Raw genomic sequence first — 24,421 nt, forward strand, 5'->3', positions numbered from 1 at the left:
GCGGCCACCGGACCACCTCGTCGAGTCCCCCATCGCGCCCTTGCAGCGAGGAAGGAAAGCGCCGTGAGCGAGAACGACGTCCTCCTCGGCATGGCCCTGGTCGTGACCCTGGCAACCGCCTGCCAGATCCTCGCGAGCAAACTGCGCGTCCCCTCGCTGATCCTGCTTCTGCCGGTCGGCTTCGCCGCGGGCGCCATGACCGACATCATCCATCCGGACCAGCTGATCGGGGAGGACTTCTCCGCCCTGGTGTCCCTGTCCGTGGCGGTGATCCTCTACGACGCCGGTCTCGGCCTCGACCTGCACAACCTCACCGGGCACACCCGCTCGATCGTGGGCAGGCTGCTGTTCTTCGGAGTGGCCTTCACCTTCTTCGCCGTCTGCGCCGTCGGTCCGGCCCTGTTCAGCATGTCGCTCAAGGTGGCCGCGATGGTGGGCATGATCCTCGTCGTGTCGGGGCCCACGGTCGTGGGGCCCCTGCTCCAGTACGTGCGGCCGACGGACAAGGTGCGGCGCCTGCTGATCTGGGAAGGGACACTGACCGACCCGATCGGCGCCATCCTCGGAGCAATCGTCTTCCACGCCATCGACACGACGCAACAGATCGACATCGGCCGGGGGTACCAGCTGGGCCAGTTCCTCATCAGCATGGCGGTCGGCCTCGTCGGTGGATGCGTGGGGCTCGCGCTGCTGTGGCTGACCCTGCGCGTGCTCCGGCTCGGCGAGGTGCTCGGGACCCTGGCTCAACTGGCCACGGTGATCGCCGTGTCGGCGGGATGCGACATCGTCCGCGACGACACCGGGCTCATCGCCGCCATCGTCACCGGCATGGCCGCGGCCAACATCCGGGGCTTCGACATGCCCGCCCGTCGGCCCTTCTTCGAGACACTGGTCCAGCTGATCATCGGCCTGTTGTTCATCTCCATCTCGTCCAGCGTCACCCCGGCCTCCCTGACGCCCGTGCTCCTTCCCACGCTCGTCCTCGTCGCGTTCCTCGTCCTCGTGGTGCGGCCGCTCGTGGCCTTCGTGGCCACCATGGGCAAGGACATGACCATGGGGGAACGGGCGTTCGCGGGATGGATGGCCCCGCGCGGCATCGTCGCGGCCTCCACCGCCGCGGCCTTCTCCACGAGCCTCGTCCAGCTAGGGCTGCGCGGCGCGTCCAAAATCCTTCCCATCACCTTCCTGGTGATCGTCTCGACGGTAGTGCTGTACGCCCTGACCGCCGGCCCCGTGGCCCGGCGGCTCGGCGTCGCCACGCCGAACCGCACACGGCCCCTCCTGGTGGGTGGCGCCCCATGGGTGATCGCGCTGGGGAAGGCCTTGCGGTCTGCGGGGCTCGACGTGCAGATGTGGGCGGGACTGAGCGAGGAGCGCGAGCGGATCAAGGAGGCCGGAATCACACTGGCCCGAGGGGACCTGCTGGCCACGGCCACCAACCCCAGGGCGCGGCTGGAGGGAGTCAACGCCGTCCTCCTGCTCACCGATGACGACGACTTCAACGCGCTCGCCTCGGTGGTGGTCCAGGACAACGTCGAGGGGCCCGTCTACCGGGTGGGACCGGCGCACGAGAACCATGGTGTCGTCGCGCCCTACACGGGCGGCGCCGTCCTGTTCCGCGAGTCACTCGTCAGGCACGTCCTGGCGGAACGGTACGAGCAGGGCGCCCGGTTCCTGGTGCGACCCGGCTCCGATCCGCTTCCGCCGGGGCACGAGACACTGTTCGTGGTCAGTGCCGACGGCCAGCTGGAGCCGGTCGACAAGACGCAGGCCGTCATCCTGGAAGAAGGCGACCTCGTCGTTCTGCTCGGCCCCCTACCACCGGTCTAACCGCTGCCCTGGCTCATGCGGTTCAAGGTGTCGTCCAGGGTGATGGCCGCGTCGATGAGCGCCAAGTGGGTGAACGCCTGGGGGAAGTTGCCGAGCTGCCGGCCCGTCAGGGCGATCTCCTCGGAGAACAGGCCCAGGTGGTTGGCGTACGTCATCATCTTCTCCAGCACGAGCCTGGCCTGATCGGCCCGCCCGGCCCTCGCCAGGGCGTCGACGTACATGAACGTACAGAGGGAGAAGGTTCCTTCGGAGCCGCGCAGACCGTCGGGCGAGGCCTCGGGGTTGTAGCGGTAGACCAGGCTGTCGGTGACCAGCTCCCGGTCCATCGCGTCCAGGGTGGACGTCCACATGGGGTCTTCGGGCGTGATGAAACCCACCGTCGGCATCCGCAGCAGCGACGAGTCGAGCACATCGCTGCCGTAGTGCTGGACGAACGCCTTGCGCCCCGGGTCCCAGCCCTTCGCCAGGATCTGATCGTAGATGTTGTCGCGCTCGGTGGCCCAGCGGCCGCTCTCGGCGGGCCGGCCGTGGGCGACGGCCAGCCGCAGCGCGCGGTCGAACGCGACCCAGGACATCACCCGGCCGTAGGTGAAGTGCTGGCGCCCGCCGCGGGTCTCCCACAGTCCCTCACCGGCCTGGTCCCAGTGGTCCACGAGCCAGTCGAGCAAGGTGCGCAGCGAGGTCCAGCCCTGGATGTCCAGGTGGATGCCGTGCTGGTGGGCGAAGGAGATGCTGTCGAGTGCCTCGCCGTAGATGTCCAGCTGCAACTGGGTCGCGGCGCCGTTGCCTATGCGCACCGGGGCGGATCCCTGGTACCCCTCCCAGTGTTCCAGGGTCTCTTCGTAGAGGTCGGAGGAACCGTCCACCCGGTACATGATGTTCAGCGGTCCCGTGTCGGTGTCGCTGCCGGCCTTCTCCTTCACCCGGTCGCCCAGCCAGCCGATGAACGCCCTCGCCTCATCGGTGAACCCCAGCCCCAGCAGGGCGTACACGGAGAAGGACGCGTCACGGATCCAGGTGAAGCGGTAGTCCCAGTTGCGCTCGCCGCCCAATTGCTCCGGCAGACCCGCCGTGGGGGCCGCCACCAGGGCTCCGCTGGGTGCGTACGTCATCAGCTTCAGGGTCACGGCGGAGCGCTCCACCGTCTCGCGCCACCGGCCCGTGTACCGGGACTGGCGGAGCCACGACCGCCAGTACAGCCTGGTCTCGTCGAAGAGCTCCTGGAACTCGGCGACGCGGATCTCGCGCGGCGGCCCCTCCGCGGCCGACTCCATGACCAGGCCCCGCTGCTGTCCGGCCGAGAGCGGGAGCGAGACGCGCAGGTCGTGCTCGCCGGTGAGCCTGTGCACGACCCGTTCGTCCTGCGGCTCCCGCACCACGCTGAGGGTGAGTTCGAGGCCCTCCGAGGCGAACACCGCTCCGTTCTCGGTGATGTGCAGGGTGTGGGGCTTGCGGCCGTAGTCGAACCGTGGAGCGATGTCGACCTCGAAGGTCATGCTGCCGCGGACGCACCGGAGCATGCGGACCAGGCGGTGGCGGTCCGTGGCGATCCCTCCGGTCACCGGCATGAAGTCGACCACCTCGCCGGCACCGGACTCGGTCATGAAGCGGGTCACGAGAATCGCGGTGTCCGGCAGGTACAACTGCTTGGTGGTGTACGTCGCCTCAGCCGGTCTGACCGTGAAGTGCCCGCCCTTCTCCCAGTCGAGAAGGGCCCCGAACACGCTGGGCGAATCAAAACGCGGGCAGCAGAACCAGTCGATCGTTCCGTCCGTGGTCACCAGAGCCGCGGTCTGCAGATCTCCGATCAGGCCATGGTTTTCGATCAGCGGGTAGTCAGCCATGGGAGAACCCCTTCCGACGCCACCCAGTCAGCTTAAGCGCGGGCTTCCCTGCGGGCCCGCCGAGCGGGCCCCCCCTGCAGCCGCCGGGGAACCGCTCTAGCATGGAACGGCGCGAAGTGGATGTTCAGGCCGCGTCGCACCCCCGGATCCGGAGGCTGCCCGTGGTGTCGAGCCTTGCGCCTGCTCCCGAAACCCGCGGCGGACTCCGGTGTGGACCGCGCAGGTACGGACGATGATGACCTGGGCGGCGCGATTCCGGCTGCGGCAGTACGTCAAGGCGAGCCTGTGGATCATCCCCCTGATCGGACTCCTGGTGGGGGCGGCGCTCGCCGAATGGGCCGCCGGCGTGCACGGATCGGGATGGCTGCCGGACAGCTGGCAGTATTCCGCCTCCACGGCGAGCAGTGTGCTCAGCTCGGTCGTCGGGTCCATGGTCGCGCTGCTGGGGTTCGTCGTGACGATCGGTGTACTGGTCGTCCAGCAGGCCACGGGAACGCTGTCCCCGCGCTACATGCGCCTGTGGTACCGAGACCGGCTGCAGAAGGTCGTACTGGCCACGTTCACCGGCACGTTCGCGTACGCCTTCTCCCTGTTGCGCAAGATCGAGTCGGACGCCGTCCCCGACCTGGGGGTGTCCCTGGCCGGCGTGGCCGTCTCCATCAGCCTCGTGCTCCTGCTCGTCTACCTCAACCGGTTCACCCACAACCTCCGGCCCGTGGCCATCGCCGACCTGGTGGGGCGCCTGGGCGAGAAGGTGCTCGTCCGGGGGACGGAACGCATCCACCGCTCCGCGGCTCCCGACGGGGCTTCCCTGCCGCCCGCCGGTGAGGTGACCCACATCCGGTCCGAACGCGGCGGTGTCATTCAGGCGTTCGACGTGGCAGGGCTGATCGCCACCGCCGTCCGCCACGACTGCGTCCTCGTACTGGCCCACCAGGTCGGCGACTTCGTACCGCCCGGAACCACCCTCGTCGAGGCCCACGGCTCCGCGCGGACGCCGGACCCGGTGCGGGTCAAAGGGCTCGTCGCCCTCGGGACCGAGCGCACCATCGAGCAGGATCCCGCCTTCGCCCTGCGCATCCTCGTCGACATCGCCATCCGCGCCCTCTCCCCCGCCGTGAACGACCCCACGACCGCCGTGCAGGTGCTCAACCACATCGACACGTTCCTGCACATCGTCGGCCGGGCCCGGCTGCGCGGCCGGTACGTGCTCGCCGACGACCGGGGCCGGCCGCGGCTGGTGGTGCCCGGCCGCGGCTGGGAGGACTACCTGCAGGTCGGCGTCACAGAGATCCGTGAGTACGGGGCCACCTCCCTCCAGGTGTGCAGGCGGCTGCGCGCACTGCTGGAGGACCTGCTCGCGACCCAGTCGGCCGACCGGCTGCCGGCGGTGCGCGCGGAGCTCGTCCTCCTTGAGGAGTCCGTCCAGCGGTCGTTCGGCGACCCCGCCCGCCGTGCGAGCGCGCTGACGGCGGACCGGCAGGGCATAGGCGGTGGACGGGGTCCCCGGAGCCGGCCCTCGCAGTGAGTCGTTCACCGATCACCCGATCACTCGCTCGGACGCGGTTCGCTCGCGTCCGCCCGCTCGGCGCGATCTCCTGCAAGGTGAACCCCAGCGGCAGGAAAGGACGCGCCATGACGCACGAAGGTGCTCCGGGCCCGGGCGACGCCGAGCCCCAGCGCGTGCCCGGCACGGAGGACGGGCGCTCCGAAGTCGAGCAGCTGCACGCCCGGGTTACGGCGCTGGAGGCCGAGAAGGCGGCCCGGGAGCCCCGGCACCGGTGGAAGTCCTTCTTCGCCGCTCTGCTCATCGTCATCGGCTGTGTCCTCGCCCCGCTCGCGGCCGTCGCGTCGTGGGCGTCCAGCGAGGTCGGCGACACGGACCGCTACGTGCAGACGGTCGCGCCGCTCGCGTCCGATCCGGACATCCAGGCGGCGGCGGCCAACCGGGTCACCGACGCGGTGATGGAGCACATCGACATCCCGGCCCTGCTGGAAGGCGTGGCGCCCGCTGACAAGCCACGCCTGGAGAAGGCACTCGGCAAGCTCGGCGACTCGCTCGAAAATGCCGTCCGCAGCTTCGTCCACGACAAGGCGCAGGACGTCATCGCCTCCGACACCTTCCAGCGGATCTGGACCGAAGCCAACCGCCGCATCCACACCGTGGTGGTCAAGGCGCTCACGGGCAGCGGCGGAGGCGCGGTGAAGATCAACAACGACTCGGTGACCGTCGACCTGGGCCCGGTCGTGGATCAGGTCAAACAGCGCCTCGTCGACGAAGGGATGTCGGTGGCCGCGAAGATCCCCGAGGTGCACACCGACTTCACCGTCCTGCGGGCGGACGACATCGGCAAGGTGAAGACCTATTTCCGCCTGCTGCAGATCGCCGGCAACTGGCTTCCGGTGCTCTCGGTGCTGCTGGTCGCCGCCGGTGTGCTCCTCTCCCGCCACCGCCGCCGCGTTCTCGTGACGGCGGCACTCGCCTTCGCCTTCGCCATGCTGATGCTCGGCGCCGCGCTGACCGTCTTCCGGGTGGTGTACCTGAACGCGCTGCCGGACACCGTCTCGCAGCCCGCGGCCGAGAGCGTCTACGACGCGCTGACGCTCTACCTCCGTTCGACGGTCCGGATGACCGTGGTGCTCGGCGTGGTGATCGCGCTGGCCGCCTGGCTGACCGGCCCCGGCCGCTGGGCATCGTTCGTACAGCAGGGGTGGCACTCGGGCATCGGCGCCGTCCGCTCCACGGCGGACCGGGCGGGCATGCGCACCGGCCCGGTCGGCCCGTTCGTCCAGCGTCACCGTACCTGGATCACCTGGGTCCTGGTCGCCGCGGCCGTGCTGACCTTCGTCCTGTGGAGCTACCCGACCGGCTTGGTCATCCTCGTCATCGCACTCGTGCTCCTTTTCGCGATGGCCGTGGCGGAATTCCTCGCGGAGGAAGGGAGCGGCGGGAGCACGGCGCACACAGGAGGGCACGAACCGCCGGCGGTGATGTGAGCCGCCGGCCGCCCACACCGGCGGCCGGCGGCCGTCCGTCTACAGGTACGGGTCGAAGGCGATGCCCGCGGGTTTGGCCTCCGCCAGGTGGGATGCGAAGGCGCCGTCCTTCAGGCCGAAGTGCGCGCTGCCGAAATCGGCCTGGCTGAGCTTGTCCCGCAGTGTCGCGGGGTAGCCCGACCACCCGACGAGCGCGGGGAACTGCCAGGCGCGGCGGTGGTTCTCGGGCGGTTCGTCGTTGGTGTTGGCCGCGCGGAAGCAGTGCGTGCTGATGCCGTCCTTGTGGTAGACGATCTTGGGGTGGGTGCCGTCCCAGCGGATCTGGTCGCGCGTGTGGATGTTGAAGTCGCCGTGGGCGGAGGTCGAGACGTACTTGGCTTCGTTGCCCTGGATCCACACCACCACGTGTTCCCAGTCGTGGCGGTGGCCGCCGAGGGAGATGCCGGGGATGGCCTGGTCCTTCTCGAAGTACAGCGCGTAGATCACGGCGCACCAGCCGTTGTTGCATTTCCAGCGGGAGTATCCGTTGGTGTTGTCGAGGTCCGAGGCGTCCCGGCAGTTGCCGTTGAGGGCGCCGGTGGGGCTGAGTCCGCCGTTCAGAACTCCGGTCGGGCCTATGGCGGGTGTCGGGTAGCAGCCGTCGGTGTCGTAGTCGTAGGCCGGCTGGAAGGTCATCTCGATCGCTTCGGCCTGCGCGGGCAGGGCCGGCGGTGGCGCCGCAAAGGCCACTTGGGTAACGCCGACGACGAGCGCGAGGGTGGCGCCGGCGACCACGATGGATCTCCGGATGTGACGGTTCGTCCGCAAAACAGGCCTCCCGGGCCGGTCGGAATCAGGTGGCGGGACGGATCACGACCACCGTCGGCCGACACGCCGGGAGCATCATTCGCGAACCGGGGCGGCACAGCAAGGGTCCGGGCACCCCCTCTTCCTGGCGTGGGGTACCAATGAACAGCCGTCGAGCGAAGGGAAATTGATTGAGAGTCAGCGATGGATGGAGGCCGCGGCACAGCTCGGGCCGAGGCTCCTGCGGCACAGGGACCGGCGCACGGAACAGCTCTTCACGGCCACGTACGGCGGGCAGGCGTGGCACCCGATCCAGGGCGGGGCGGTCCGGCCAGCCACCGGGGCACGTCGCGGCGGAGCGCAGGAGGCCGAGCGGGGTGCGAGCCGAAGACGGCCTCAACCGACTGTGTGGCGGCCCCTGCAGGCAGGAGCCGCCACACGTGGACTCCGGGCGCTACGGCGCCGGCGAAACGGGGCGGGTCACCGTCGCACGGTCAGCGACCGACGGTGTTCATCAGGATGATGGCCAGAAGATCCAGGAAGATGACGGCGACGACGCCGCCGACCATGACCCAGGCCCTGCGTGATTCGTCCATGCGTACGACTCACCTTCCGGCTCGGACGTGCCGCCACGTGCAGGTCCGGCGGCCACACGAGGTTTCCGCCGGTCTTGGGCCATGATGACCCGGTTCCACCCGGAGCGCTCGCGACCGCGGGTCCGATCGCCGGGGGCGGCGAGGAGCCCGGCCTCAGCCGATGCGGCCGTCCGAGGTGAGGGTGGCGGCGGCCGCGAAGAGTCTGGCGCAGCGCTGCGTCATGGCCTCCGGGGTCTGCTCCGGGTGCTTGACCCACCAGCGGACGAGGGTGGCGACCAGGTCCCGCCAGACGTACTTGAGCGCGTCGGCGTCCAGCGCGTCGGCGGATCCGGCCGCGCGCAGCAGTTCGGCCGTACCGCCGGCGGCGAGCCGGTCGATGGCCGACCAGTACTCCGCGGCCCGGCGCGCCGCATCCCCGCCGGGCGGCAGGGTGGTGTCGTACAGCACGAACCACGCCTCCCGCTGCCCCTCCAGGGCGGTGAAGATGCCGTGGAGTACGCGCAGCGGTGTGTGCGGCGCCGTCCCGTCCGGGCCCATCGCGGTACGGATCGCGTCCAGGAGCCGGTCCCCGACGGGGATCAGGCAGGCGATGTACAGCTCCTCCTTGGTCCCGCAGTACTGGTGCAGCAGCGTCTTGGTGACGCCCACGCGCGCGGCGATCGCGGGGAGCGACGCGGCCGCGTAGCCACGGGTGCCGAACTCCTCCGTGGCGGCGTCCAGCATCTGCTGCCGACGGTGGTGCTTCGGGACTCCCTTGGTACCGGCTTTTGAGGAAGGGGTTGCCATGAGCGCATATTATCAGTAGGTAATTTACCACTAGGTAAATTACCTCGACCTCTGGAGCGCACCCATGGCCGGCACCACCCCGCGACCGACGTCCCGCACCCGCTCCTGGTGGGGCTGGGGCTGGACGGACGCGCATCCCGACGACGCGGAATGCGCCGCGATGGGCGCCTTGCTCCCCGGCACGCTCAGCCACCCGCTCCCCGTGCCCCGCGTCCGCGACCTGGGCATAGGGAGCTCCGCCGTCGAACCCCCGCGGAGCCTCGACCACCTGGTCACCGCCGACCCCGGGGACCGCGCCGCCCACGCCATGGGAAAGGCGTACCGCGACGTGGTGCGTGCCCTGCGCGGGCGCCCGGGCCGCATCCCCGATCTCGTCGCCCGCCCGACGGACGAACGGGGCGTGAGCGACCTGCTCGACTGGGCCGGTGAACGGCAGGTCGCCGTCGTCCCGTACGGAGGGGGGTCCTCGGTCACCGGGGGCGTGGAGTACCGCGGCGACGCCCACCGGGCGGTGATGTCCCTCGACCTGACCGCCATGGGCCGCGTCCTGGAGGTCGACACCGAGGGCCGGGCCGCGCGCATCCAGGCCGGCACCCTCGGGCCGAGCCTGGAGGACCAGCTGCGGCCCCACGGCCTCACCCTGCGGCACTTCCCGCAGAGCTTCGAGTTCTCCACCCTGGGGGGCTGGCTCGCCACCCGTGCCGGCGGCCACTACGCAACCGGCCGCACGCACATCGACGACTTCGTGCAGTCGCTGCGCGTCGTCACCCCGGCCGGTACGAGCAGCTCCTGGCGGCTGCCCGCCTCCGGGGCCGGCCCCTCCCCCGACCGCCTGTTCCTGGGCTCCGAAGGGGCCCTCGGCGTCATCACCGAGGCATGGGTCCGCCTACAGGTGCGCCCCCGCCACAAGGCGTCCGCCGCGGTCGCCTTCGCGGACTTCCACGACGCGCTCCGGGCGGTGCGCGCCATCGCGCAGTCCGACCTCTCCCCCGCCAACTGCCGTCTGCTGGACGCCGGTGAGGCCGCGCTGTCGGGCGCTGCGCGGGACGGCTGCGCCGTGCTGGTCCTCGGGTTCGAGTCGGCGGACGAACCGGTGACCGCCCGGCTCGAACAGGCCGTCGGCCTGGCCCGCTCCTACGGCGGCCGGTACGACGCGGCCACCGGTCCGGACGAGAACTCCGGCGAGGCCCCGGCCGGCGACGCGGCCGTGAGCGCCTGGCGCTCGGCCTTCCTGCGGATGCCCTACCTCCGTGACGGCCTGGCCCGGATGGGCGCCGTCGCGGAGACCTTCGAGACGGCGGCCACCTGGGACCGGATCCCCGGGCTGATCGACGCGGTGCGTTCCGAGGTCGGCGAGGCGGCCCGCAAGGCCACCGGACACCCCGCGAGCGTCAACTGCCGCCTGACGCACGTGTATCCGGACGGTGCGGCCCCGTACTTCACCGTCCTCGCCGCGGGCCGCGCCGGTGACGAGGTCGCCCTCTGGGACGACCTCAAGGCCGTCGCGAGCGAGGTCCTGCACCGTCACCGGGCCACCATCACCCACCACCACGCCGTCGGCCGGGACCACCGTCCGGGCTACGACCGCCAGCGCCCCGAGCCCTTCGCCCTCGCGCTGCGGGCAGCGAAGGGGGCGCTCGATCCGCGGGGCATCCTCAATCCGGGCGTGCTCGTGGACTGAACGGGCGGGGCAGGGCAGGGCAGGGCAGGGCAGATCCTGCCGACCACGGCAGGGCGCCGCCCCGGATCGGCCGATTCCGCGGCGCTCAGGCGCCCTGCACGCGGCGCGGTCCGGACATCGGACGTGTGGTGGTAGCCGGCTGCAGGAAATACCCGAACAGCCCGTGGTCACCACCGACGTGGAGGGCCCGGCCGTCGGCACCGAAGGCGAGGATGTGGAGCCGACTGCGGGTGCGCATGGGCGTCAGCGCCGCCTCCTGGCCCGGTTCCCAGATCCGCACCGTCATGTCCGCGCCGGCCGTGGCGATCCTGGTGCCGTCGGGACTGATGGCCACCGCGTTCACCGGGCCGGTGTGGCCGCTGAGTGTCCGCAGCACGTGTCGGGTACGGACGTCCCAGATCTGGGCCGTCCCGTACGCCTAGGAAGCCGCCAGCCAGGTGTCGTCGTGGCCGATGGCCACGCCGGTGACCGCACGGAAGCGTCGTGGAGCTTGTGGTGGTCGTCCCGCCACGGCGTTGGCAGCGCAGGTCGCCGGCCAGCGCCTCTGCCAGGTCCCTGCGACCGGCGTCCATGCAGTGCTCGACGAGGTGGTCGTGCGGGTACCGGCTTTCGCTCCGCGGACGATGAACGCGCGCTGCTGCCCTCGGGAGCACCCACGACCCCGCCGTGCGAGGCGACATAGACGCCAGGCCTGGCCGGCCGCCGGCCCGCCGGCTGATCGGACGTCGGCCGGGCTGCGGCCGGGCCCGCCGGGCGACACGCACCGGCCTCAGCCCGCGGCTCTCCCGATGAGCTCGCCGATGCGTGCCGCGTCTGCGGCGGTCGGCTTCGTCAGGGCGTAGCTGGTCGGCCACATGGTGCCGTCATCGAGATCCGCGAGGCGTTCGTTCCCCGCCGCAGCCGCCGCCGTGAGGCGCCGGTAGGTGCTGGGCGGGACACCGACCAGCTCGGTGAAGCGGGTGCTGAAGATGCCCGTGGACGGGCAGCCGACCGCGAAGGAGACCTCGGTGACGCCGAGATCGCTGCGGCGCAGCAGCGCCGTCGCACGCTCGATGCGACGTGTCATGAGATAGGCGTACGGCGACTGGCCGTACGCGAGCCGGAACTGCCGGCTGAGGTGCCCGGCCGGCATGTTCGCGCCGAGGGCGAGCGCTTCGACGTTCAGCGGCTGCGCGTACTCGCGGTCGATCCGGTCGCGGACGCGGCGCAGTCGTGCGAGGTCACTCAGGCGCTGGGCGGCGGTGAGCGCGCGCCCCCACGCGGGATGGCACATGTGAGAACTCCTTTCATCGATGTCCGAGGAGCAGCTGGGTACGTGCTGATGCCCGAGCGGCCGACGGCGAGGCGGACACCGGCCACCGGCCACCGGCCACCGAGGGCAGCCCTGTTACCGAACGGCTCAGCGAAGCTCTTGGATGCGGATCAGGTTGCCCGCGGGATCGCGGAAGGCGCAGTCGCGGACGCCGTACGGCTGATCGGTCGGCTCCTGGACGACCTCGGCGGCGGCGGCCTGGACCTTCTCGAACGTGCCGTCGAGATCCCGGGTCGCCAGCAGGATCCAGCCGAAGGTGCCCTTGGCCATCATCTCGACGATGGTCCGGCGCTCGTCCTCGGTGATCCCGGGGTCGGCGGCCGGCGGTGCCAGGAGGATGGACGTGCCGGGCTGATCGACGGGGCCGACCGTGATCCAGCGCATCTTGCCCTGCCCGACGTCGCTGCGGACCTCGAAACCGAGGATGTCGCGGTAGAAGGCCACGGAGGCGTCCGGGTCGTCGTGCGGGAGGGAGGTCGTGTGAATGGTGATGTCCATGACTGCCACGGTAGTTGGGTCCGGTGACCGGCGCTTCTCGAATCCTGATCCGTCCGACGACCGGTCGTGCGCGCCTTCACCAGGTGCCGGCAGCTACTCCGTGCCGGTCCGTCGCGTCCCCGCGTACACCGGCCCCGGCGCGGAGGACTGCGACCCGGTGCCGTTCCTCGCCCTGCTCCGGTCGCGGGACCACGCCCCCGCACCGACCAGCACGGCTGCCCCGAATCCGTACACCGGCAGCCACAGGGTCGTCGTGGCAGCCAGGCATTCGGCAACGGCCTTACGGCTCTGGGTCTCTTGCGCGTACGCCACGGCAGCGCCGTCGCCGCCGGCCAGGTCCGCCACCGCGGCCTTCGTCCGGATGGCCTCGTACCTGCCCAGCCCGTCGCACCCGCTACGAGTGCCCGGCATCGGGAACAGCCAATCCCAGCGCTGCATCATGGGAGCCAGCGCGATCGCCATGCACAGGCCGACGACCATCGCATACGCGACCAGGCCGCGCATGTATGGCGACCGGAAGCCGGGAGTCCACGCCCTCCGTCCCTGAAAGGCAAAGATCACCGCGAAGAGCGTCAAACCGATGAATGTGGCGAACCACTGCCAGGAACCCTGGGCGAGTGCGAACGTCAGTACGGCGGCGAGTCCGATGCCGATGACCCCGGCCTGGTCGGCGCTTCCTTCGCCTGCTCCGGTGGATGCCGGCCTTGGGGTTCCACGAGGGCTGGACTCGTTCACAGGCCTCTCCTCCAGGGGTGGAGGCATCAGCATCCGCCGTGCGGCGCGGCAGGCCCTGGCGCCATGCCGGACGGGTCCGCCACCCCGCCCGGTTGGGGGAGCTGCAGGGCGGGCCGGCGCCGGTCCCGTTCGGATCGACGCCGCACGAGATACGAGTTACGCGGCGAACGCCAGGACCCGATCGAGAGCCGCCCGGCCCGCGGGGCCCCACGTCGGCTGGCCGCCGGGGAGACCTCGTTCCCCGGCCCGGCCGATGTCGATGAGGGACAGGCTGCGCAGCACCGCCCACCCCCGTGCCCGAAGGATCATCGCCTCGTCCACCTGTCCGTACGCGTCTGCGTACGCGTCGAGGAACCGTGAAGCCGCGCCTCCCGGGAGGAGCAACCACGCGGCCGCGAGGTCCGCCGCCGGATCCCCGGCGCACAGTTCCCCGAAGTCGATCACGCCGGCCAGCGTCCCGCCCGAGACCACGACGTTCGCGGGATGGAGGTCGCCGTGCAACCACACCGGCGGCCCCTGCCAACAGGGAGCGGCGACGGCTTCGTCCCAGATCCCTCGGACGTCGGCGGCAACGCGCCCGGAGACGGCGGCCTGGAATTTCCGGTCGAACTCGGAGGCGAGCCCCGTGAGGGGAACGCCCCGGTTCGAACTGGTCGGTGCCTCGACGGGCGCGGGCCGGTGAAGCGCCCCGAGAAAGCCCGCCAGGGTGTCGGCCGCGTGCTCGCCGCGGCGGACGGGCGCGCGATCAGCCGGCTCGCCGGGAACCCATGCCGCGACGGTCCACGGCCTCGTGAAGCGGGGACACGGTTCACCGGCCCGCACGGGAATCGGCACCGGGAGCGGAAGCCGTGGGGCGAGGACCGGCAGCCACCGGCGTTCCTTGAGCAGCAGGGACGGGGCGCGTTGCGTGCGCGGGAGGCGCACGGCCATCTCCTCCCCCAGACGCCACAGCTGATTGTCCCAACCCGCGGCTACCGGACGCAGGTCGCCTCCCGCGAGGTCCGGATGCTGTTCGCGCAGCAGGAACCGCACCAAGCTCTCATCGGTCTCGACGCCGTCCATCTGCGAAGCCCCCCGTGGTGTCGGCCGCCATCCGGCTCCGTTCATGATCACCTGAGCGGGCCCACGGGGCCACCCGGCATTGTCGGCGGCGCCCCGCGGATAATGGCACCACCCTGGACCGATGCGAGAGATGAAGAACCCATGACCCTGAAGGAAGGCCAGCGGGTGAAGCTGGCGGCAGACACCCGGCTCACCGATTGGGCTGCGATGACGGAGGACTCCTCGACGTCGAGGGGAGCCGTCGCCGGGTCCCTGTCCCTGGCAGCGGGCACCGAGGGCACCGTCGAGCGCGTGGTCGAACACGACCATCAGAGCCAGGAGGTCCGCGAGTACGAGCGTCTCAAGTCGCTCCTCGACGCCTTCGGCCACGAGATGCCCACGGAGAGCAGGAGGCAGCTCGAAGAGAAGGTCGGCTCCCTGGAACCCGAGTGGATCGCCTACCAGGAGCAGGGGCGCCGCGTAACGGTCCGGGTCCGCCTCGACAACGGCTTCATCCTCGACGACACGCACGAAGACGTCTTCACTCCCGCCTGACGCTCGGCACCTCCCCGCCGGCCCGGGCACGGCCGACGTGCGGCAGTCCTAAGCTTCCAGCGTGAACGACACCACGCATGACATACGGATCAGACCAGGCGGCCCGGCCGACGTACCGGCCATTCTGAGCATGCTCGACTCCGCGGTGGTCTGGATGAACAACCGCGGCAACACCGAGCAGTGGGGCACGACACCGTTTTCGCAGGCACCCGCACGTGTGGCTCGGGTCGAGCGGTACACGACCGAGAATGACCCGCACATCGCGGAGTTGGACGGAACACCCGTCGGGGCCCTGGTGTTGGACTCCGGGCCCAGCCCGCAGATGCCGATCGCGCCGGCCGGGGAACCCGAGCGGTACGTGCGGCTGCTGGTCTCCGACCGACGGTACGCCGGTCTGGGCATCGGAGCGGCGCTGCTGGCCCATGCCGCCGAGGAGACCCGGCGGGCCGGGGTGGAGCTGCTGCGGGTCGACTGCTGGGCGGGCGGCGGGGGCGAACTGGTCGCGTTCTACGAGCGCAACGGTTTCACCCCCACCGACCGGTTCCTGTCCCAGGCCTGGCCGGGGCAGGTGCTGGCCCGGCGGGTCAGCTGACCCCGCGGGCGGCGGTCACCAGCCAAGAGCCGCTGCGCAGCCACACCGCGCCCCCCTTCTCGAAGGGGCACAGCGCGCCGGTCAGCGTCCGGCGGGCATCCTCCCGCGCGCCGGGCCCGACCTGGCTCAGCAGGTGGCGGCCGGGACCGGAGTCGAGGAGGAAGGCGGCCGCGTCCTCGGCGCTCCTCCCCCAGTTCCCGGCCACTTCCACGCGCTGCGCGCGGGCGTCCTCGAAGCCGGCCTCGGCCAGGAGCGCACGGGTGTGGTCGGGGTCGGCGAGCTGGAACATGCCGGGGGCTCCGGACTCGCCGAAGCCGCCGAGGGGCAGGATGCCGTGCAGTGAGGCCATGGCCTCCAGCCATTCGTTGGCCTCGGCCTCGGCAGCGCAGATGAACGCGAGCCGGCCGCCGGGGCGCAGTGCGCCGCCGACGTTCGCGAATGCGGCGACGGGGTCGGCGAAGAAGGTCATGCCGTAGCGGCTGACGGCCGCGTCGAAGTACCCGGGCTCGAACGGGTGGACCTGGGCGTCTCCTTGGACGAAGGACGCGTTGCGCACCCCCTCGCGATCCGCGCTCGCGCGGGCCCTCTCCAGCATCGGACCCGACAGGTCCACCCCGACGGCCACGCCCCGGCCGGCTCGCCCGGCAGCCAGGCGGGTGGTACGCCCGGCGCCGCAGCCGATGTCGACCACCCGGTCGGACGCCCCGATGGCGGCGGCGGCGAGCAACGGCTCGTTGAAGCCGTCGTTGATCGCGTCCCAGCGTTCCTGACTTCGGGCCCACTGGGCACCCTCGTAGCCGTTCCACGCCTGCGCCTGACCGGTGTTGGCGACCTGGTCCATGGTGCACATCCGTTCTCGCCGGAGACGCCGAGCGCACGCCCCGGCCCTAGTATGGGCAAGTGCCCAAACAGTATGGGCGAACGCCCATACTTGCAATGGGCCTGAGAAAAGGGGCAGTTGTGTCACCTCGTGGAGTGGCGATTCCAGACCTGCGCGAGCGCCTGTTCGCGGCGGCGGAACGAGTGGTGGCCCGCGACGGAGCGGCGGCCCTGACCAGCCGCGCGGTCACCGCGGAAGCCGACTGCGGAAAGGGCGTCCTGCACACGCACTTCGCCGGGCTGGACGAGTTCGTCGCAGAGCTGGTCCTTGACCGGTTCGCCCGCAGCGCCCGTCAGGCCGAGGGGCTGGGGGCGCGGGTGGGGCAGGGCAACGTCGCCGGCAACGTTCAGGAGGTGGTGCTCGCACTGCTGGAATCCCTGCCCCCGGCGGTCGTGGGGCTGGCGATGACCCGACCCGCGGCCGCGTTGCACACCCAGGAGGGCCTTCGGTCCGGTGCGCCGGCCTTCGACGCGATCCAGGGCTCGTTCGCCGCCTACCTCCGGGCCGAGCAGCGCGGCGGCCGGATCGCGGAGGGCGCCGACACGGCCACGATCGCGCTCGCGCTCGTCGGCACCGTCCACCACTTGCTGATGACGCGGGCCCCCGGCGGGAGCGAGGACGCGAGAAGGACCACCGAACTCCTGATCGCCGTTCTGCTCGGCGCCTCTCGGCAGCCGCCGGCCGCCTGACCCATCGGTGACGACGGGCGGCCCCAAGGAGCGGGCGGCGACCGGGGGCGGCGCCATGCGCTCCCGCCCCTCGGTCGCCGCCGTGCGCGTCAGACGCTCGCCGGCTCTGCGCGCGCCCCGGACGCCGCAGGAGCCAGGCGGCCGCTGCGGTGCAGCCCGTACAGCGCGGCGGTGCAGGCGAGGCCCAGCGCGAGGAGCGCCAGCCAGGGCAGCGCGGACATTCCGGCGTCGCGCGCCGCGTCCAATACCACTCCGGTGAGCAGGTTGCCGAGCGTGATGCCGAATCCGCAGACGAGCCTCAGAGCAGGGGTGTGACGTCCTCCCCCCAGGCGTAGAGCGTGTCGATGGCCCGGAAGCGGTGGGGGCCGTCGCCGAGGGCCGCGGCGCGGACCTGGTCGCGCAGGGCCGGGACCCGGTCGGCCAGCGCGGGCAGGCGGAGCAGGGGCAGGAGCGCGCCGAGGGCGGCCTCGCGGACCTCGGGCGAGCCGGCGGCGAGGAACGGGCGCACGGCCTCGCACAGCTCCGGGGCGAGGTCGAGGAACGCGTCGAGGTCCTCCTCGTCGCCGAAGGGCCGCTCCTGCTGGCCGATCGCGTCCACGGCCGTGTCGCCCAGCCAGGTCAGCAGGCCGACGCGCAGCGGGAACGGGGTCTGCGGACCGAGGTCGTACTCCTCGTGCGTGCTGCGGTCGGTGACCGGCGCCAGGGTTCTTGGGTCCCCCAGGATCGCGGCGACGTACCGGGCTGCGGGAGCCGTGGCGGTGTAGAAGACGTTCCCGCGCGTGAGGGCTTCGGCCAGCTCCCGGAAGGCGGAGCCCTGGACGCGCGGGTCCTCGTCCAGCAGCTCCCGAAGGATCACGGGCGTCGCCGGCGCCACATCCGGGCAGCAGTGCTCCACCGCGTTCCAGTCCGTCCGCAGCAGCAGGTCCTGCGGGTCCACACGGCCACCCCGCTCATCATCGTTCTTCATCCCGCCAGTGTCACAGCCGCCTCTGACACCCGTCACACCGTCGGCGAAACGCCTTCCGTCAGCTGCTGGTACGCGTCCGTGACGTCGGCCGCGTGCAGCGTGGTGATCTCGTCCTGCGAGGGCACGCCGGAGTTGCCGTGGAGGTCGTAGACGCGCAGGTCCCGCACGGCGGCGGCCTTCCGCGAGAGCTCACGTGCGAAACGGCCGTTGCCCAGCGTGTCGATCAGCCCGTCGCCGACGGCGAGTTCGCACGAGGCGCGCAGCGCGGCCTCCGCCTCCTCCGTGAGGACGTCGCCCTGTGCACCGAGGAAGGAGCGGGCGATGAGCACGAGTTCGTCCGGGGAGTAGGCGGGGAAGTCCACGCGGGTGGTGAACCGGGACGCGAGTCCCGGGTTGGTGGACAGCAGCTCCGCGATCTCGTCGGAGTACCCCGCGAGAACGACGACCAGGCGGTGCCGGTCGTCCTCGGCCCGCTTGAGGAGGACCTGGAGGGCTCCTGGCCGAAGGCGTCGCCCCCCGAGTAGCCGGAGTCGGACAACGCGTACGCCTCGTCGACGAAGAGGACCCCGTCGATGGCGTCGTCGACGGCCTTGCTCGTCTTGATCGCCGTCTCCCCGAGGTGCTGACCCACCAGATCGACGCGCTGCGCCTCGACGACGTGTCCGCGTTCCAGCAGCCCGAGTCCGGCGAAGATCTTTCCGACGATCCGGGCGACCGTCGTCTTGCCGGTGCCCGGCGGCCCCGCGAAGACGAAGTGCTGAGGCGCCGCGGAAGCCACCAGCCCCTGACTGCGGCGGACGGCCGCCATCCGCAGCTGCGCCGACATGGTGCGCACCTGACGCTTCACCGGGCCCAGGCCGATGTACGTGCATGCCGGCGGCAGGCGTGCCGGTGGGCGGCCCTAGCCGGTGGGCGGCCCTAGCTCCACCCGTGCGTGGACACTTGAACCGTGCCGTCCAGGTAGGCACGGAGGGCGTTCTTCGTGGAGGGGACGAAGGCCTCGGGGATGGTGTCGGCGTCGGTCCAGCGGACCTGGGCGTGCTTGCCGGGTTCGCGGTTCTCGGGTTCGCCCGTCCATTCGTGGGTGGCGAAGACGACGGTGAGGAAGCCGTTGGGGGATTCGACGCCCCACGCGGCGTGGATGATGTGGGCGACCGTCAGGGACTCCGCCTTCACGACGAGGCCGGTCTCCTCGTAGAGCTCGCGCACCGCGGTTCGTGTGATCGGCTCGCCCGGCTCGCTCTTGCCCACGGGGAGGTCCCACAGCCCTTGGCCGAACTTGGCGTTCTCGCCGCGCTGGAGGAGCACCACGCGATGGGTGGCCCTGTCGTGCACGATGACGGCCGCGACCAGCAGCGTCATCGAGTCGAGCGCCGGCGCGAGCGCGGGGGAACGGCGGTCGCCGATGGGCTGGCTCACAGGGTTTCCTTCGTCTGACGGGTTGTTGGGCATGTTAGGTGAGAGTCTCACGGTCGGCTCCCCGGGCGGCCGGCGTTCCGCCGCCCGCCGTGTCGTTTTGCGCCAACTCTCCTTCATTATGGGCGAGTTACTGCCGCTCTGCCCTATGTTCTACGGGGCATACCAGCTCGCCCCAGGAGGTCAGATTGCAGTCCAGGCGCTTCCTCGCCTCAACCCGCCTGATACGCCGTTCCCGCCTGCTCATCGCCTTCGGCATAGGCTCGCTGCTGATCGGTGCGATCCCGTGGCTCGGGGTCGCGAGCCCGGCAGTGGCCGGCCGCGTCCCGGACCCCCGAGCCGCACCCGTGCCCTTCGACCAGCAGCCGGCGACGCAGTCACCGCACCACGGCATCGCCCCGGCGAACGCCATGGAACCTGCGGCTCCCGTTCTCGACCGGACCGGATGGACGGCCACGGCCAGCGACGAGGAGACCGGCGGCGAGAACGGCCGCGCGGCCAACGTGCTCGACGGCAACACCAACACCATCTGGCACAGCAAATGGACGGGCACACCCGCTCCCCTGCCGCACAGCATCACCATAGACATGCAACGCACGACCCTCGTCTCCGCGCTCGTCTACCGCCCCCGCGCCGAGGGGGCAAACGGGCGTGTCGGTGAGTACAGCATCAGTGTCAGCGCGGACGGACGGAACTGGGCGAGCCCGGTCGCTTCCGGCACGCTCGCGGACGACGGCACCGCCAAGACGCTCGGGTTCGCCCCGCAGGGGGCTCGGTTCGTACGGCTGACGGCCCTCACCGAGGCCGGCGGCCGCGGCCCCTGGACCTCCGCCGCCGAGATCAATCTGCTGGGCGACCCCGGCACCCCGGAAGCCACCGTCGACCTGTCCCGGACCGGATGGACGGCCACGGCCAGCGACGAGGAGACCGGCGGCGAGAACGGCCGCGCGGCCAACGTGCTCGACGGCAACACCAACACCATCTGGCACAGCAAATGGACGGGCACACCCGCTCCGCTGCCGCACAGCATCACCATAGACATGCACCGCACGACACCCGTCTCCGCCCTCGTCTACCACCCCCGCGTGGGCGGGGCCAACGGCCGGGCGGGCGCGTACACCATCACCACCAGCACCGACGGCACCGCCTTCGGCGCGCCGGTCGCCGCCGGCACCTGGCGGGACGACGACACCGTCAAGACCGCCACCTTCACCCGGGCCGAGAGCGCGCGCTTCGTACGTCTGACCGTGACCACCGAGGCCGGCGGCCGCGGTCCGTGGACCTCGGCCGGTGAGATACGCCTGAGCGGACCGGCCGCCCCGGCCGTCCACGGGGCCTGGGACCGGATCACCGGCTTCCCCCTGGTGCCCGTGGCCACCGCCGCCCTGCCGGGCGACAAACTGCTGGCGTGGTCCGCCTACGCGGTCGACCGTTTCGGTGGCAGCAACGGCTACACCCAGACCGCGATCCTGGACCTGAAGACGGGCAAGGTGACCCAGCGACGCATCGACAACACCGGCCACGACATGTTCTGTCCGGGCATCGCGATGCTGGCCGACGGCCGGGTGCTGGTCACCGGTGGCAGCAACGCGGAAAAGGCCAGCATCTACGACCCGGCCACCGACGAATGGTCCGCCACCACGAGCATGAACATCGCCCGCGGCTACCAGGCGATGACACTTCTCTCGACTGGTGAGGCCTTCGTCCTGGGCGGATCCTGGAGCGGACCCGCGGGCGACAAGGCCGGTGAGGTCTGGTCGCCGGACACCCGTACCTGGCGCACGCTCCCGGGCGTCTCCGCCACCCCGGCGCTGACGGCCGACCCGGCCGGACCCTACCGCGCCGACAACCACATGTGGCTCCACGCCACTTCGGGCGGCAAGGTACTGCAACTGGGTCCGAGCAAGCAGATGAACTGGATCTCGACCAGCGGCACGGGCAGCATCACCCCCGCAGGCCCCCGGGCCGACAGCGGGGATGCCATGACCGGCAACGCCGTCGCCTACGACATCGGCAAGCTGCTCACGCTGGGCGGCTCGCCCGCCTACGAGAAGACCCCCGCCACCCGGCGTGCCTACACGGTGAACGTCTCGGGCAACCAGGTCCAGGCCGCCCGTACAGGCGACATGGAGCACGCACGTGGTTTCAGCAACAGCGTCGTCCTGCCCGACGGCAAGGTGGCCGTCTTCGGCGGACAGTCCTACCCGGTGCCGTTCAGCGACGCGACCTCGGTCCTGACCCCCGAGTTGTGGGACCCGTCGACCGGCAGCTTCACACCGCTCGCCACCATGGCCATTCCGCGCAACTACCACAGCGTGGCGAACCTGTTGCCGGACGGGCGGATCTTCTCCGGCGGCGGGGGCCTGTGCGGTGACTGCGCGACCAACCACCCCGACGGGGCCGTCTTCACACCGCCGTACCTGCTGAACGCGGACGGATCACCGAAGCCGCGTCCCGTCATCACCGGGGGAGTGCCCTCCAGGACCGCCCCCGGCACGTCCCTCACGGTGAGCACCCAGAGCCCGGTGGCGTCCTTCGTCCTCATGCGGGCCGCGGCCGCCACCCACTCCACGGACAACGACCAGCGCCGGATCCCCCTCGTGTCCACGGCCTCGGGAACGGGCGCGTACACGGTGTCCGTACCGGCCGACACCGGGGTGGTCCTGCCGGGGAACTACATGCTCTTCGCCCTCGACGCCCAGGGGGTGCCGAGCATCGCCCGGTTCGTCACCATCTCCTGACCTCACGGGTGGTGTCCGGCCCTCGAACCGGCCGGACACCGCCCGTCAGGCGGGCCGGCGCTAACCGCCGGTGAGCGGCAGCACGGGGATGGTGTGGTTCTGCCAGATCAGGCGGGAGGTCTCCTCCGGATAGGCGGTGACGGCCGGTCGGGCGTCGAAGAGCTGCACGAGGCGCCGTCCGGATTCGTACGCGGGCCAGCCGGGGTCGCCGTGAGCGGCGAACGCCGTCCACGCGGCACGCATGCGGGCGGACAGCTCCTCGGCCTCCGGGGACGGGCCTTCGCCGATCAGCATGGCGGGCTGGCCGCGGTCCAGGTTGCCGAAGACGAGCGGCACGTCGAGGCCGTGGCAGGCGCCGAGTGCACCGCCCATGCCCGGGGCGGCCCAGGTCAGCTCGTAGACGTGGGCGCGGCCGCCCGCGGCGGTCTGGGCCTGGGCCAGGTGGAGGCTGGGCATGCGGAACAGCCAGTCGGAGTGGACCAGTTCGTACAGCTCGTCCGGGCCCGCGGCCGGGAAGCCCTCGACGTAACGGCGTGCGCCGTCCTGGCCGGGGCCGAAGACGTCCAGTGCGCTCGCCGCCTGCTGCGGTGTCACCTGCCCGAGCAGGCCGTCGAGCGCGGTGAGCAGCCGCTGTTCGTCGCGGGTGTGGCCGACGAGGAGTTCGATGTCCCGGCCGGCGCCGTCGGCCAGGGCCCGCCATGGGGTGACCGGCAGAGTGTCACCGTCGACGACCGGTGAGAACGGGATCGACCTGTGCGCGGCCTGACCCCAACGGTCCGCCCGCCGGCCCATCGCGGCGCCGACCGCATCACCGGCGGTGGACAGCCGGGCGGGTTCCACCGTGGACAGGTCGGCCACCGTGGGCCCCAGCCCCAGCTCGGCGGCGCAGGCTGCGGCGATGTCGGAGGCGAGCTCCGGCGAGAAGAACGTGCCCTGGACGCTCTGCGCGACGGCGCGGCCGAAGAGTCCGGCCGCACGCGGCATCGCCAGCAGCGCGGCCACCGATCCGGCGCCCGCCGACTGGCCGAAGACCGTGACGCGGGCCGGATCGCCGCCGAAGGCCCGGATGTTGTCACGCACCCATTCCAAGGCGGCGATCTGGTCGAGCAGACCCCGGTTGGCGGGCGCCCCCTCGATCTGCCCGAAACCCTCAAGACCCACACGGTAGTTGAACGTCACGACGACGACGCCGCCGTGCCGCGCCAGACGGCCGCCGTCGTACTCGGGAAGGCCGGACATGCCGATCGTGTAGGCGCCGCCCTGGATCCACACCATCACCGGCAGCCCTGCGCCCGGGCCCGGCTCGGGCGACCAGACGTTGACCGTCAGCCAGTCGTCGCCCACCGCATCCTGCGACAGCACGTCCATGCCGAAATGGCCGCCCTGAGGGGGCGGCGGCCCGTACGACACCGCATCCCGCACCCCGTCCCATCCCCGTACCGGCCGCGGCGCGGCGAAACGGAGCGGGCCGACCGGCGGAGCGGCGAACGGTATGCCACGGAAGACAGCCACACCCGCCTCCCGGCTGCCTCGCAGTGTCCCGCACGCCGTACGGACCTCGGGCCGGGACCCGGACGGCTCGGACGGCTCGGACGCGACAGCGGTCATCAGCACTCCCTCTGTGGGCAGGCGGGGCGCGATCCCGGAAGTTCGCGGCGGCCCCGGACCCTGCGGATCATCCAGCGTCACCGGATGCCGCGCCAGCCATTTACGGAGTGCTCGGGCGTGGGCGAACCTGCTGACGTCACGTCACGACCGCGTGCCCGCCCGCGTCAGCCCGGCATGGCCACGAAGCGATCGTGCGGTTCGCCGTGCAGGCGCCCCCGCGGCAGCTTTCGGCCGTATGCGAGCAGGAGGAGATCCTGTGCGGCGCCGGCCAGCGGCTCTCCGGAACCGAATGTCCAGTCGAGATCAGCGGCACGGAGTTCGATTCCCTTGAGGTCGGCTCCGAAGAACTTCAAGGTCCTGGCGTTGACGCTCTCCAAGAGGATGCGCACGCGGTCCTCGGGAACCCGGCGGTCGAGGCCCAGGGCGACCGTGATGTCCAGGCCGTGGATCACATCGTGGCCCAGGGCCGTCTCGATCCCGCCGACCGGCGGCTTCCAGGGGTGGTCCGCGTTGTCACCGAGGAACGCGGCGAGCTCGCGCGTCGTATGGGCGGCCGCGTCCTTGCGGGCGCATCGATCGGTCATCCGGTGGAGGCTGCCCCGCGCCCTGAGGAGTTCCCACACCGTGGCGGAGAGGGAGTACCGGAACCCCATCGTCATGTGCGCCGCGACCTCCCGTACCCGCCATCCCCCGCACAAGGTCGGAGCGTCCCAGTCCTGCTCCGACAATCCGTCCAACACGGCAGCCAGTTCCCGGCGCTCGGCCGCAATCGCCGCCCTGATGTCCGCCGCTGATCTCCGGTACGTCGTGTTCTCCATGCCCTCAAGGATCTCGGCAACCCCTGCCACAGGTCCAAGAGTGTGCACG

Annotated in this window: 23 protein-coding genes and 1 pseudogene; 8 read left to right on the forward strand and 16 right to left on the reverse strand. The window is 71.3% G+C overall.

Features of this window, described 5'->3' with window-relative positions; genetic code table 11:
* The first annotated feature begins 63 nt into the window (after nucleotides 1-63).
* A complete protein-coding gene (locus tag ACFYOB_RS01155; protein WP_388552724.1) occupies nucleotides 64-1,830 on the forward strand; it encodes a cation:proton antiporter in 1,767 nt (588 codons plus the stop codon).
* On the opposite strand, the gene ACFYOB_RS01160 is transcribed toward ACFYOB_RS01155, so the two are convergent.
* Nucleotides 1,827-3,674, reverse strand: a complete 1,848-nt coding sequence (locus ACFYOB_RS01160; protein ID WP_388552727.1) for a glycoside hydrolase family 15 protein — start codon at nucleotides 3,672-3,674, stop codon at nucleotides 1,827-1,829. The genes ACFYOB_RS01155 and ACFYOB_RS01160 overlap by 4 nt on opposite strands.
* Before the next feature lie 232 nt (nucleotides 3,675-3,906).
* On the opposite strand from ACFYOB_RS01160, the gene ACFYOB_RS01165 reads away from it, so the two are divergent.
* Nucleotides 3,907-5,202, forward strand: a complete 1,296-nt coding sequence (locus ACFYOB_RS01165; protein ID WP_388552730.1) for a DUF2254 domain-containing protein — start codon at nucleotides 3,907-3,909, stop codon at nucleotides 5,200-5,202.
* Nucleotides 5,203-5,309: 107 nt separating this feature from the next.
* Nucleotides 5,310-6,671, forward strand: a complete 1,362-nt coding sequence (locus tag ACFYOB_RS01170; protein ID WP_388552732.1) for a hypothetical protein — start codon at nucleotides 5,310-5,312, stop codon at nucleotides 6,669-6,671.
* Nucleotides 6,672-6,710: 39 nt separating this feature from the next.
* Here the strand turns inward: ACFYOB_RS01170 and ACFYOB_RS01175 are convergent, their stop codons facing one another.
* The gene (locus ACFYOB_RS01175) at nucleotides 6,711-7,478 is read right to left on the reverse strand and encodes an NPP1 family protein (protein ID WP_388552734.1); all 768 of its coding nucleotides are present in this window, start codon (nucleotides 7,476-7,478) and stop codon (nucleotides 6,711-6,713) included.
* A gap of 728 nt (nucleotides 7,479-8,206) precedes the next feature.
* A complete protein-coding gene (locus ACFYOB_RS01180) occupies nucleotides 8,207-8,839 on the reverse strand; it encodes a TetR/AcrR family transcriptional regulator (RefSeq protein ID WP_388552737.1) in 633 nt (210 codons plus the stop codon).
* Nucleotides 8,840-8,903: 64 nt separating this feature from the next.
* Here ACFYOB_RS01180 and ACFYOB_RS01185 point away from each other — a divergent pair, with 64 nt between their 5' ends.
* Nucleotides 8,904-10,520, forward strand: a complete 1,617-nt coding sequence (locus ACFYOB_RS01185; RefSeq protein WP_388552740.1) for an FAD-binding oxidoreductase — start codon at nucleotides 8,904-8,906, stop codon at nucleotides 10,518-10,520.
* A gap of 85 nt (nucleotides 10,521-10,605) precedes the next feature.
* Here the strand turns inward: ACFYOB_RS01185 and ACFYOB_RS01190 are convergent, their stop codons facing one another.
* From ACFYOB_RS01190 to ACFYOB_RS01210, 5 genes are all read right to left on the reverse strand, one after another.
* The gene (locus ACFYOB_RS01190; RefSeq protein ID WP_388552742.1) at nucleotides 10,606-10,896 is read right to left on the reverse strand and encodes a WD40 repeat domain-containing protein; all 291 of its coding nucleotides are present in this window, start codon (nucleotides 10,894-10,896) and stop codon (nucleotides 10,606-10,608) included.
* A 393-nt stretch (nucleotides 10,897-11,289) separates the two neighbouring features.
* Nucleotides 11,290-11,793 carry a helix-turn-helix transcriptional regulator gene (locus ACFYOB_RS01195; protein ID WP_388552745.1) on the reverse strand — a complete coding sequence of 168 codons (504 nt, stop codon included), beginning with the start codon at nucleotides 11,791-11,793 and terminating at the stop codon, nucleotides 11,290-11,292.
* A gap of 126 nt (nucleotides 11,794-11,919) precedes the next feature.
* A complete protein-coding gene (locus tag ACFYOB_RS01200) occupies nucleotides 11,920-12,330 on the reverse strand; it encodes a VOC family protein (protein WP_388552748.1) in 411 nt (136 codons plus the stop codon).
* Between the two features lie 93 nt (nucleotides 12,331-12,423).
* Entirely contained in the window at nucleotides 12,424-13,065 is a 642-nt protein-coding gene (locus tag ACFYOB_RS01205; protein ID WP_388552751.1) for a hypothetical protein, read from the reverse strand.
* A 156-nt stretch (nucleotides 13,066-13,221) separates the two neighbouring features.
* Nucleotides 13,222-14,127, reverse strand: coding sequence for an aminoglycoside phosphotransferase family protein (locus ACFYOB_RS01210; RefSeq protein WP_388552754.1), 906 nt, complete (start codon nucleotides 14,125-14,127; stop codon nucleotides 13,222-13,224).
* Nucleotides 14,128-14,268: 141 nt separating this feature from the next.
* On the opposite strand from ACFYOB_RS01210, the gene ACFYOB_RS01215 reads away from it, so the two are divergent.
* Nucleotides 14,269-14,661 (forward strand): hypothetical protein, encoded by a 393-nt coding sequence (locus tag ACFYOB_RS01215; RefSeq protein WP_388552757.1) that lies wholly within the window; start codon nucleotides 14,269-14,271, stop codon nucleotides 14,659-14,661.
* 61 nt (nucleotides 14,662-14,722) lie between these two features.
* Nucleotides 14,723-15,253 carry a GNAT family N-acetyltransferase gene (locus tag ACFYOB_RS01220; protein ID WP_388552760.1) on the forward strand — a complete coding sequence of 177 codons (531 nt, stop codon included), beginning with the start codon at nucleotides 14,723-14,725 and terminating at the stop codon, nucleotides 15,251-15,253.
* Here ACFYOB_RS01220 and ACFYOB_RS01225 read toward each other — a convergent pair.
* Complete coding sequence (locus ACFYOB_RS01225) at nucleotides 15,246-16,094, reverse strand: class I SAM-dependent methyltransferase (RefSeq protein ID WP_388552763.1); 849 nt, start codon at nucleotides 16,092-16,094, stop codon at nucleotides 15,246-15,248. The two genes, ACFYOB_RS01220 and ACFYOB_RS01225, sit on opposite strands and share 8 nt — an antisense overlap.
* Nucleotides 16,095-16,213: 119 nt before the next feature.
* Here ACFYOB_RS01225 and ACFYOB_RS01230 point away from each other — a divergent pair, with 119 nt between their 5' ends.
* Nucleotides 16,214-16,822: a TetR family transcriptional regulator gene (locus ACFYOB_RS01230; protein ID WP_388552766.1), complete on the forward strand. Its 609-nt coding sequence runs from the start codon at nucleotides 16,214-16,216 to the stop codon at nucleotides 16,820-16,822.
* 89 nt (nucleotides 16,823-16,911) lie between these two features.
* Here the strand turns inward: ACFYOB_RS01230 and ACFYOB_RS01235 are convergent, their stop codons facing one another.
* From ACFYOB_RS01235 to ACFYOB_RS01255, 5 genes and pseudogenes are all read right to left on the reverse strand, one after another.
* Nucleotides 16,912-17,067 carry a hypothetical protein gene (locus ACFYOB_RS01235; protein ID WP_388552769.1) on the reverse strand — a complete coding sequence of 52 codons (156 nt, stop codon included), beginning with the start codon at nucleotides 17,065-17,067 and terminating at the stop codon, nucleotides 16,912-16,914.
* Between the two features lie 53 nt (nucleotides 17,068-17,120).
* Nucleotides 17,121-17,789 (reverse strand): hypothetical protein, encoded by a 669-nt coding sequence (locus tag ACFYOB_RS01240; protein ID WP_388552772.1) that lies wholly within the window; start codon nucleotides 17,787-17,789, stop codon nucleotides 17,121-17,123.
* Nucleotides 17,790-17,821: 32 nt separating this feature from the next.
* Nucleotides 17,822-18,151 (reverse strand): hypothetical protein, encoded by a 330-nt coding sequence (locus ACFYOB_RS01245; RefSeq protein ID WP_388552775.1) that lies wholly within the window; start codon nucleotides 18,149-18,151, stop codon nucleotides 17,822-17,824.
* A 206-nt stretch (nucleotides 18,152-18,357) separates the two neighbouring features.
* Nucleotides 18,358-18,615 (reverse strand): annotated as a pseudogene (locus tag ACFYOB_RS01250) (AAA family ATPase); the annotation flags it as partial.
* A gap of 92 nt (nucleotides 18,616-18,707) precedes the next feature.
* Nucleotides 18,708-19,241: an NUDIX domain-containing protein gene (locus ACFYOB_RS01255; RefSeq protein WP_388553982.1), complete on the reverse strand. Its 534-nt coding sequence runs from the start codon at nucleotides 19,239-19,241 to the stop codon at nucleotides 18,708-18,710.
* A gap of 152 nt (nucleotides 19,242-19,393) precedes the next feature.
* Here ACFYOB_RS01255 and ACFYOB_RS01260 point away from each other — a divergent pair, with 152 nt between their 5' ends.
* Nucleotides 19,394-21,946, forward strand: coding sequence for a discoidin domain-containing protein (locus tag ACFYOB_RS01260; RefSeq protein WP_388552778.1), 2,553 nt, complete (start codon nucleotides 19,394-19,396; stop codon nucleotides 21,944-21,946).
* Between the two features lie 60 nt (nucleotides 21,947-22,006).
* On the opposite strand, the gene ACFYOB_RS01265 is transcribed toward ACFYOB_RS01260, so the two are convergent.
* Together ACFYOB_RS01265 and ACFYOB_RS01270 are read right to left on the reverse strand one after the other, a co-directional pair.
* A complete protein-coding gene (locus tag ACFYOB_RS01265) occupies nucleotides 22,007-23,554 on the reverse strand; it encodes a carboxylesterase/lipase family protein (protein WP_388552782.1) in 1,548 nt (515 codons plus the stop codon).
* A 164-nt stretch (nucleotides 23,555-23,718) separates the two neighbouring features.
* Nucleotides 23,719-24,372: a maleylpyruvate isomerase family mycothiol-dependent enzyme gene (locus ACFYOB_RS01270; protein ID WP_388552785.1), complete on the reverse strand. Its 654-nt coding sequence runs from the start codon at nucleotides 24,370-24,372 to the stop codon at nucleotides 23,719-23,721.
* Nucleotides 24,373-24,421: the final 49 nt, after the last annotated feature.

The organism is Streptomyces sp. NPDC006463 (assembly GCF_042870715.1).
Classification (GTDB): domain Bacteria; phylum Actinomycetota; class Actinomycetes; order Streptomycetales; family Streptomycetaceae; genus Streptomyces.

Excerpts from the sequence above, each read along its gene's own strand:
- ACFYOB_RS01160 (WP_388552727.1), bottom strand. The coding sequence starts at position 3,674 with ATGGCTGACTACCCGCTGATCGAAAACCATGGCCTGATCGGAGATCTG.
- ACFYOB_RS01165 (WP_388552730.1), top strand. The coding sequence starts at position 3,907 with ATGATGACCTGGGCGGCGCGATTCCGGCTGCGGCAGTACGTCAAGGCG.
- ACFYOB_RS01170 (WP_388552732.1), top strand. The coding sequence starts at position 5,310 with ATGACGCACGAAGGTGCTCCGGGCCCGGGCGACGCCGAGCCCCAGCGC.
- ACFYOB_RS01180 (WP_388552737.1), bottom strand. The coding sequence starts at position 8,839 with ATGGCAACCCCTTCCTCAAAAGCCGGTACCAAGGGAGTCCCGAAGCAC.
- ACFYOB_RS01185 (WP_388552740.1), top strand. The coding sequence starts at position 8,904 with ATGGCCGGCACCACCCCGCGACCGACGTCCCGCACCCGCTCCTGGTGG.
- ACFYOB_RS01195 (WP_388552745.1), bottom strand. The coding sequence starts at position 11,793 with ATGTGCCATCCCGCGTGGGGGCGCGCGCTCACCGCCGCCCAGCGCCTG.
- ACFYOB_RS01200 (WP_388552748.1), bottom strand. The coding sequence starts at position 12,330 with ATGGACATCACCATTCACACGACCTCCCTCCCGCACGACGACCCGGAC.
- ACFYOB_RS01210 (WP_388552754.1), bottom strand. The coding sequence starts at position 14,127 with ATGGACGGCGTCGAGACCGATGAGAGCTTGGTGCGGTTCCTGCTGCGC.
- ACFYOB_RS01215 (WP_388552757.1), top strand. The coding sequence starts at position 14,269 with ATGACCCTGAAGGAAGGCCAGCGGGTGAAGCTGGCGGCAGACACCCGG.
- ACFYOB_RS01225 (WP_388552763.1), bottom strand. The coding sequence starts at position 16,094 with ATGGACCAGGTCGCCAACACCGGTCAGGCGCAGGCGTGGAACGGCTAC.
- ACFYOB_RS01240 (WP_388552772.1), bottom strand. The coding sequence starts at position 17,789 with ATGAAGAACGATGATGAGCGGGGTGGCCGTGTGGACCCGCAGGACCTG.
- ACFYOB_RS01255 (WP_388553982.1), bottom strand. The coding sequence starts at position 19,241 with ATGCCCAACAACCCGTCAGACGAAGGAAACCCTGTGAGCCAGCCCATC.
- ACFYOB_RS01265 (WP_388552782.1), bottom strand. The coding sequence starts at position 23,554 with ATGACCGCTGTCGCGTCCGAGCCGTCCGAGCCGTCCGGGTCCCGGCCC.
- ACFYOB_RS01270 (WP_388552785.1), bottom strand. The coding sequence starts at position 24,372 with ATGGAGAACACGACGTACCGGAGATCAGCGGCGGACATCAGGGCGGCG.